The organism is Mesorhizobium sp. M4A.F.Ca.ET.020.02.1.1 (assembly GCF_004022645.1).
GTDB lineage: Bacteria > Pseudomonadota > Alphaproteobacteria > Rhizobiales > Rhizobiaceae > Mesorhizobium.
Window position 1 is genome coordinate 1 of the sequence record NZ_RZOI01000221.1, and the last position, 8,141, is coordinate 8,141.

An 8,141-nucleotide genomic window follows, 5' to 3' on the forward strand; every position below is an offset into this window, starting at 1 on the left:
GCGTAAGCCCGCTGCCGAGGATGGTCTTGCCGGCGGCATTCACCGTCGGCGGGATCAGCGTCAGCGGCCCGATCACGTCCGGAATGAAGCCCGAGCTTAGCGCCTTGAAACTGTCTGGAAGCGGGCCGACCGAGGAGCCGCCGCCCAGCAGGGCCTGGCAGATGCCTCGAAAGATCAGCATGCCCGCCAGCGTCACGATGAAGCTCGGTATCCGGTGATAGGCGATCCAGTAGCCTTGAGCCGCGCCGATGAGGGCGCCCACGATCAGGCACACGATCGAGACCACCAGCGGATTGCTTAATATCCCGAGCGGCCAGATGACCATCATCATCGCCGCCAGCGCCCCGATGAAGCCCGCCACTGAACCGACGCTGAGGTCGATATGGCCGGATACGATCACCAGCAGCATGCCCAGCGCCATCACGATAATGAACGAGTTCTGCTGCACCAGGTTGCTGAGATTGACCGGTTTGAACAGCGTTCCTGATGTCGTGTACTGGAAGAACAGCATGATGACGATCAGCGCGATGATCAGGCCGTATTCGCGCAGGTTCGTCGTCAGCGCCGAGACGGCGACGCGCGGACCCTGCTTGACGTCTTCGGCTGCGCCGCTTTGCGGCGCGGGAGCGCTTTCTGTGCTCATGATGCTTTTTTTCCTTCTCCGCGAACGATGGCGCGCATGATTTTTTCCTGGCTGGCGTCGCTTGCCGCCATTTCGCCGACCATGCGCCCTTCGTTCATGACATAGATGCGGTCGGTGATGCCGAGCAGCTCCGGCATTTCCGACGAGATGACGATGATCGCTTTGCCCTCGGCGGCGAGACGGGCGATGATCGTATAGATTTCGTACTTGGCGCCGACATCGATGCCGCGCGTCGGCTCGTCGAGGATCAGCAGTTCCGGGTCGGCGAACAGCCATTTCGACAGCACCACCTTCTGCTGGTTGCCGCCAGAAAGATTGCCGGTCAGCTGATAAACGCTGGACGCGCGGATGTTCGTCTTCTTGCGATAGTCGTTGGCCACGCTCATTTCGCGCATGTCGTCGATGACGCCGCGGCTCGAAACACCGCCCAAATTGGCCAAAGTCACATTGTGCTTGATATGGTCGATGAGGTTGAGGCCGTAGGTCTTGCGGTCCTCGGTGACATAGGCGATGCGGTTCTCCACCGCCTTGCTCACCGACGAAAGGTCGATCGGCTTGCCTTCGAGCAAAACCTCGCCGGTGATGTGCCGGCCATAGGAACGGCCGAACAGGCTCATCGCGAATTCGGTCCGGCCGGCGCCCATCAGCCCGGCGATGCCAACCACCTCGCCCTTGCGCACATTGAGGTTGACGTTCTTGATCACCTGCCGGTCGGCGTGGATCGGATGGTAGACCGACCAGTCCTTGACCTCGAAGACGACCTCGCCGATCTGCGGCTCGCGCGGCGGATAGCGGTCGTCGAGCGAGCGGCCGACCATCGAGGTGATGATGCGGTCTTCGCTGATGTCTTCCCTGGGCAAGGTCTCGATGGTGCGTCCGTCGCGGATCACCGTGACCTTGTCGGCGACCCGGTTCACCTCGTTCAGCTTGTGCGAGATCAGGATCGAGGTCATGCCCTGCCGCTTGAACTCGAGCAGAAGGTCGAGCAGCGCCTGGCTGTCCTTTTCGCTGAGCGAAGCCGTCGGTTCGTCGAGGATCAGCAGCTTCACTTCCTTGCTCAGCGCCTTGGCGATCTCGACCAGCTGCTGCTTGCCGACGCCGATATTGGTGATCAGCGTCTTGGGGTCTTCCTTGAGCCCGACTTTCTTCAGCAATGCGGCGGTGCGCTTCTCGTTGGCGTTCCAGTCGATGACGCCATAGGTCGCGTGCTCGTTGCCGAGGAAGATGTTTTCCGCGATCGACAGCATCGGCACCAGGGCGAGCTCCTGGTGGATGATGACGATGCCGATATGCTCGCTGTCATGGATGCCCTTGAAGTGGCATTCCTGGCCGCGAAAGACGATCTGTCCCTCATAGGTGCCGGACGGATAGACCCCTGACAGCACCTTCATCAGCGTCGATTTGCCGGCGCCGTTCTCGCCGACGACGGCGTGAATCTCGCCTTCCTCGACGCTGAGGTTGACGTTCGACAGCGCCTTCACGCCGGGGAACGTCTTGGTGATGTCGCGCATCTCCAAAATCGTCGAGGTCATTAGGAATTCCGCTCCCTGGCGCATGCCTTCCGGTTTCGGAAAGCGTCATGCGCGAAATCAACATACTGCAGTCTGGTCCGCGCCGCGACGGTGCATGGCGCTGCAGAAGCCGGCAAAAAACAATACCGGGGTCGCTTCTGAACGAAAAGGGGCCCTGCGTCGCGCAGGACCCCTCCCTTTGAAGCCGGATTACTTCAGCTCGTCGGCCTTGATGTAGCCGGAGTCGACGACCTGCGCCTGGTAGTTCGACTTGTCGACCTCATGCGGCGTCAACAGGATCGAGGGGACGACCTTGACGTCGTTGTTGTAGGTCTTTTCGTCGAGGCCGTCGGGCTTGCCGCCGGAGAGCACCTTGTCGACCAGCTGCACGGTGGCCTTGGCCAGTTCGCGGGTGTCCTTGAACACCGTCGAGTACTGCTCGCCCGAGATGATCAGCTTCACCGAGGCGGTCTCGGCGTCCTGACCGGTCACGATCGGCCAGGGCTGTGCGTCGGTACCGTAACCGACGGCGCGCAGCGAGGCGGTGATGCCGCGCGACAGGCCGTCATAGGGCGACAGAACGCCATCGACGCGGCTGCCGTCCGAGTAGTTGGCCGAGAGCAGGTTGTCCATGCGCGCCTGGGCGGTGGCGGCGAGCCAGCGCAGCGTGCCGACCTTGTCCATGCCGGTCTGGCCGGACTTGATCTTGATCGAGCCGTCGTCGATCAGCGGCTGCAGGACGGAGATCGCGCCATTGTAGAAGAAGAAGGCGTTGTTGTCGTCCGGCGAGCCGCCGAACAGTTCGACGTTCCACGGCTTGGTGTTCGGGAAGCGCTCCTTGAGGCCCTTGACCAGGGAGTTCGCCTGGATCACGCCGACGCCGAAATTGTCGAAGGTGGTGTAGTAGTCGACGTTCGGGGTCTTCTTGATCAGGCGGTCATAGGCGACGACGACGACGCCCGCGTCGTTGGCCTTCTGCAGCGCGTCGGCCATCGTGGTGCCGTCGATCGAGGCGATGATCAGCGCCTTCGGGCCCTTGGTGATTTCGTTTTCCAGCTGGCTGAGCTGGTTCGGGATGTCGTCCTGCGCGTACTGCAGGTCGACGGTGTAGCCGAGAGCCTCGAGCTGCGACTTGACGGCGTCGCCGTCATTGATCCAGCGCTGCGAGGTCTTTGTCGGCATCAGCACGCCGACAAGGCCTTCGCCTGCATGCGCCGGCAGCGTCATGGCCGCGATGCCAAGGGCCGCCACGGCGGCCAGTGTCTTGATGATTTTCACAGTAACTCTCCCTGGTTGATGGACGCGACACCTCGGGGCTTCGCGGGCCGCGCAGGCGAGCAGAAGCGCGAGATGCGCCGCTGTCGTCTATCGATCTCCGGTATCCTCCCAATCGGCCCCGCGGCGCTGATTTCAGTCGACACGATCTCCCTCGTCATCGACCGTCATGCCACGGGACGCGCGAAGGGTGTGTCCCTTTGACATAACTGTCAAATGCGATCTCTGATGGTTGCTATACCGAAACTGGTATATATCAAAAGCCGACGAATGCGTTGCGGGAGCGAAGACAAAGCATGGCGGCATTGGGCAATCCTGTTGGTATTTCAGGTGGATACGACGAGCTGCCTGGAGATGGCGAAACGCTTCTGCGCAGCGGGCTCAGCCTGCGCCATATGCGCATGATCGCAGCCCTTGACGATCACGGCCGGGTAAGCGCCGCGGCCCAGGTGATGAACATATCGCAGCCCGCCGCCTCGCGCATGATTTCGGAAATGGAGGCGGTGCTCGACGTGAAGCTCTGCGAGCGGCTGCCGCGCGGCATCACGCTGACGCCCTACGGCAGGGCGCTGGCCAGGCGCGCGCGCTCGATCCTGCTCGAGATGCGCGAGGCCGACCGCGAGATCTCTGAGCTCAAGGCGGGCAAGGGTGGCTCGGTATTCCTGGGCGCAGTGACGGCGCCGGCGATCGAACTGGCGGTGCCGGCGATCCGCGAGATCCGCCGCCTCTATCCGCGCATCGAGATCACCATGCAGGTCGAGACCTCGAACGTGCTGGCACGCGAGCTGATTGCGTCGCGCCACGATTTCATCATCGCGCGCATTCCCGACGATCTCAATCCGCGTCTGTTCGAATCGCGCGTCATCGGCGTCGAGAAGGCCTGCCTGATCGTGCGCCGAGGCCACCCGCTGAGCAACGGCAAGGCGGTGCGGCTGGAGGAGACCGCCGCCTATGACTGGGTCTTCCAGTCCGGCGGCTCGCCGCTGCGCCAGGCGATGGAGAGCAATTTCCTCAACCGCAACATCGCGCTCCCGGATCGCATCCTCAACACCAGCTCGCTGCTGCTCACCCTGGTCATGGTGGCGCAGTCCGATGCTATCGCGCCGGTGTCGGTGCAGGTGGCGAAATTCATCCAGAATCCCGACGGGCTGGCCGGCGCCATCGATGTCGTCCAGACCGAGTTCGACATCGAGGTCCGGCCCTACAGCCTGATCACGGTGAAGAACCGCGTGCTCTCTCCGGCCGCCAAGATGCTGCACGATTTCATCCTGCGGGAAGTTGGGTGACGGTTGGCTCGGCCGCCGCTAGCGAAGGCGGTACGGCGCCGGACCAAACGGAAGCGCAACCAGTCTCGACGTCAGTTTCGGTCGTGACAGCCGCGCGCTGGCGGCCAGCGATTTCATGCTCGCGCATGTTCAAAACCCAAAATCCACCCTTTACAAATCGGGAGCCCGGATTCCAACGTGAGTGTCGGGGTGGGGCTCTCCATAGATGGCTTTCAAGAAACTGCGTATTCTGCTCGGCTTGAAGGCCGACCCAGACAAAATTCCGGCCCATGCCAGGATCGGCCGATACTCCAAGAGCCGGGACGGGCGCTCGTTCTTCAATTGCACAGAACAGTCGCCGGTCGTGGCGCGCTTCCTGGCGTCTCCTTCGCCGTAGAGCGCCCCCTCTAGGGGTACCGTGCTCGCGCGAGTGTAACAGGCCGATCGGAAGATTGATGAGCGCTGCCTAATGTTAACCATCTTGATGCTAGCGTAGCCGCCCGCGAGACAAACGCGAGAACGAGAACACAGGATGAAAATCGATCTGCTGCCGACAAAGCTTGGATGGGCGTTGAAGACCACGGCGATTGGGCTCGCCGCCATTCTGGCGGCGCTGCCCGCGAAGGCCGAGACGGTCGGCGACAATCACGGTGGCCAGATCGTGAGCTTCGCCCTGCACATTGCCCAATTGCGCGCCGCCGACGAGCCGGTGAGCCTCGAGGGGGCGTGTGACAGCGCCTGCACGCTCTATCTGTCGCTGCCCGTCGAGCAGCTTTGCGTGACCCCTCAGGCATCCTTCGGCTTCCATCTGCCCTACGGCGTCGGCGCTCGGCAGAACGCGGTCGCCGCCAATTACCTTATATCGCAATATCCTGACTGGGTGCGGCAATGGATCGATGAGCATGGCGGCCTGACGCACACCATAGTGCGGATGGAAGCCGACGAGGCGGCAAAGCACCTTCCGCTTTGCGGCGTGCTGGCATGAAAGGTGCGGCATCCATCCGCACCTGACCGGACTGCGCGGTCCCGGCAGGTGCAGGAAGGCGCCATCTGATCGATTGATTCCGGCTGAAGCGGGTAGCAGGTTTGTTGCCGGCCGGTCCTGCATGCCCGCTCTCGAAACCGCCATTCACAAGAGAGTCTCTATCGCCCTGGTAATTCGCAGGGTGAGGGAACTGACCGGGACGGCAGCCGAAGAAGCGCTAGAAGCCACTTTGCGCTCAATACGGTGGGTGACACCACCAGAAGGCCTCGGCTTCCTCTTTGGGTGTCATCGGACGTGACTCCCATGAGTCCGTTCTGGCTATGTAGTGCTTCCAAATGGGCCTGCCGTCCACGCCGGTTCCTTCGTGCCAGTCGGTAAACCCCATCAGCGGCAACAGGACTTGTCGGATCGAGCGAAGCCGCAGTGCCGCCGTGCGCATGGGAAAGGCCTCCCTCCTAGTACTTCCGCCGCAGCGTTGCCAAGCCGATTTCCAGCGGCCCGGCGGCCAAGGGCGGGGGCTCGGGGTTTGACCGCCGGGCCTAACCGGCAAACGGGGTAGGTTGCCGGCTGGCAAATTATAGGCCGATCATTGGAATATTCAATTTTGCTAAATTGCGTCGGAACAAAAACTTGCACGTCTCGTTGGAAATGCCGGCCGGATTGCATGTCCCCTCCATCCTTCCGGTCCCTTGTGAAAAGGCCCGCTGCCATGTGATTGGCGGCGGGTTTCACATTTTATCGAATGCTGAAACAAAAGCCGGCTGGAGCCGTTGATTATTACCAGATCGTACCTCTGGTGACACAGTAGACCCTGCCGCCGGCTTCGGCCGGCGGTCTTTTTAGCAACGGCTAACGGAACGGAAACCGTCCTGCGATATTGAATCAAATTCGAGTTGCGGGGCGTTCCATGCGCAAGCCTGCCGGCGTTGGCCGGTTCGAGTTCATCGAGCCACTGATGAGTGAATACGGCGCGGCACAAGCTGGAGCGGGTAGCGGGAATCGAACCCGCGCGTTCAGCTTGGGAAGCTGACAGGCTACCATTACATCATACCCGCGCGCGCCCTCGTTACCATGATGGCCGGGCTTCGGGCAATCGCCAAAGCCGTGCCCGGATGACAAGAGAGCCTTTGATGCCGGCGATCGGTCATGCTAGTAGCGCCTGCGCTTTGGGAATCGGCAGTTTATTTGCCCGCCGACCCCCCGTAAGCAAGGTGCGTGGGTGGGGACCCGGCTTGGAATTCAACATACGCAAGAGAAAACGGGCCTCCGGGGCCAGGAAGATATTTGCGCTGGAAGACCTCAAATTCCTGCTGCAACTCCCTGCTTTGGCGATTGTCTCCCGGCTCGTTCCCGAGCGCGAATGGCGAGCGATCTGCCTGTCCATGGCGCGGCTGGGCGGCGCGTCTTTCGCCAACCGGGACAGCCGGGTCCTGCAGACCTTTCGCTCGTTCGGACTGGCCGGCAATGACGATCTGCGCGGCGTCCGCGCGACGCGTCACGAGCATCACATACAGATCCTGCGCGAACGGCTCGGTGGGTGGAACCCGGCCATAGCGCTGCAAGGCATCGAGCATCTCGAAGCCGCGCAAGATGCAGGCCATGGCGCGGTGCTGTGGATCGCGCATTTCAGCTTCAATGCGCTGGCGGCGAAGATGGCCTTCGCCAGGGCCGGGTTCGAGGTGTTTCACGTCAGCCGGCCAGAGCATGGCTTCACCAAGTCGCGTTTCGGCATCCGCTTCCTGAACCCGATCAGGATTGGCGCGGAACTGAGATACGCGGCCGGCCGCGTCGTGATCGACCGCGCCGATCCTGCTGCCAGCATGAACGAGGCCCGTCGGTTGCTTCGCGCCAACAAGTTCGTTTCAATAACCGCCGGAGCCTGGGAGGGCGAAGTGCTGGTCACGGCGCGAATAGGCGAATCGGGCATGGAAGTGGCCAGCGGCGCGCCCCGGCTGGCCAAGATCGCCGGCGCTCCGCTGTTGCCGGTCTTTGTCGGGCGCGACGACAGCACCGGCCAACTGCACGTGGTCGTCGAGCGCCCGATCGATCTCTCCCGCTATCGGGACAAGGCCGAGATGATCCAAAGCGCCGCGCAGGAGTTTGCCGACCGGCATCTGCCCTATTTGCAAAGCTGGCCGCATCAATGGCGCGACTGGGAGAAACTGACCGCGTTCACCTCGCGCTGACGGTCGAGAGCTCATGCCGCTATTCAGCATTCTCATAACGGACGATCAGAGCGCTGACCTTCCCGAACGGGTCAGCGAGAACATCCGCTCGTTCAAGGCCGCGCATCCGGGCGAGCAGCATGTCCTGTTCGGGGAAGCCGAATTGAGCGAGTTCATCGCGGCGCATTTCGACGCCGAGGTGTTATCGGCTTTCCGCACCTTGCGCCCCTACACCTACAAGGCAGACCTCGCCAAATACTGCCTGCTCTACGAACGGGGCGGCGTCTACGCCGACCT

At 62.1% G+C, this 8,141-nt stretch carries 7 protein-coding genes, 1 tRNA gene and 1 pseudogene; 5 read left to right on the forward strand and 4 right to left on the reverse strand.

What is annotated here, in order from left to right; translation table 11 throughout:
* From EN742_RS15740 to chvE, 3 genes and pseudogenes are all read right to left on the reverse strand, one after another.
* Positions 1-643, reverse strand: a pseudogene (locus tag EN742_RS15740) (sugar ABC transporter permease); the annotation flags it as partial.
* Complete coding sequence (gene mmsA, locus EN742_RS15745) at positions 640-2,175, reverse strand: multiple monosaccharide ABC transporter ATP-binding protein (RefSeq protein ID WP_127399737.1); 1,536 nt, start codon at positions 2,173-2,175, stop codon at positions 640-642. The gene mmsA and the pseudogene EN742_RS15740, both read right to left, overlap by 4 nt.
* Positions 2,176-2,364: 189 nt before the next feature.
* Positions 2,365-3,432, reverse strand: a complete 1,068-nt coding sequence (gene chvE, locus EN742_RS15750; protein ID WP_126056584.1) for a multiple monosaccharide ABC transporter substrate-binding protein — start codon at positions 3,430-3,432, stop codon at positions 2,365-2,367.
* Between the two features lie 293 nt (positions 3,433-3,725).
* On the opposite strand from chvE, the gene EN742_RS15755 reads away from it, so the two are divergent.
* From EN742_RS15755 to EN742_RS15760, 3 genes are all read left to right on the forward strand, one after another.
* Positions 3,726-4,715 carry a LysR family transcriptional regulator gene (locus EN742_RS15755; protein WP_127406265.1) on the forward strand — a complete coding sequence of 330 codons (990 nt, stop codon included), beginning with the start codon at positions 3,726-3,728 and terminating at the stop codon, positions 4,713-4,715.
* A gap of 205 nt (positions 4,716-4,920) precedes the next feature.
* Positions 4,921-5,091, forward strand: a complete 171-nt coding sequence (locus EN742_RS38125) for a hypothetical protein (protein WP_189375353.1) — start codon at positions 4,921-4,923, stop codon at positions 5,089-5,091.
* Between the two features lie 135 nt (positions 5,092-5,226).
* A complete protein-coding gene (locus EN742_RS15760) occupies positions 5,227-5,679 on the forward strand; it encodes a hypothetical protein (protein ID WP_127406266.1) in 453 nt (150 codons plus the stop codon).
* Positions 5,680-6,660: 981 nt separating this feature from the next.
* Here EN742_RS15760 and EN742_RS15765 read toward each other — a convergent pair.
* Positions 6,661-6,734: transfer RNA gene (locus EN742_RS15765), tRNA-Gly, on the reverse strand.
* A gap of 177 nt (positions 6,735-6,911) precedes the next feature.
* Here EN742_RS15765 and EN742_RS15770 point away from each other — a divergent pair.
* Both EN742_RS15770 and EN742_RS15775 read left to right on the forward strand, forming a co-directional pair.
* Entirely contained in the window at positions 6,912-7,865 is a 954-nt protein-coding gene (locus EN742_RS15770; protein ID WP_189375355.1) for a hypothetical protein, read from the forward strand.
* A gap of 13 nt (positions 7,866-7,878) precedes the next feature.
* Positions 7,879-8,141: glycosyltransferase (locus EN742_RS15775; RefSeq protein WP_281034966.1), on the forward strand; the 263-nt coding region annotated here is incomplete at its 3' end.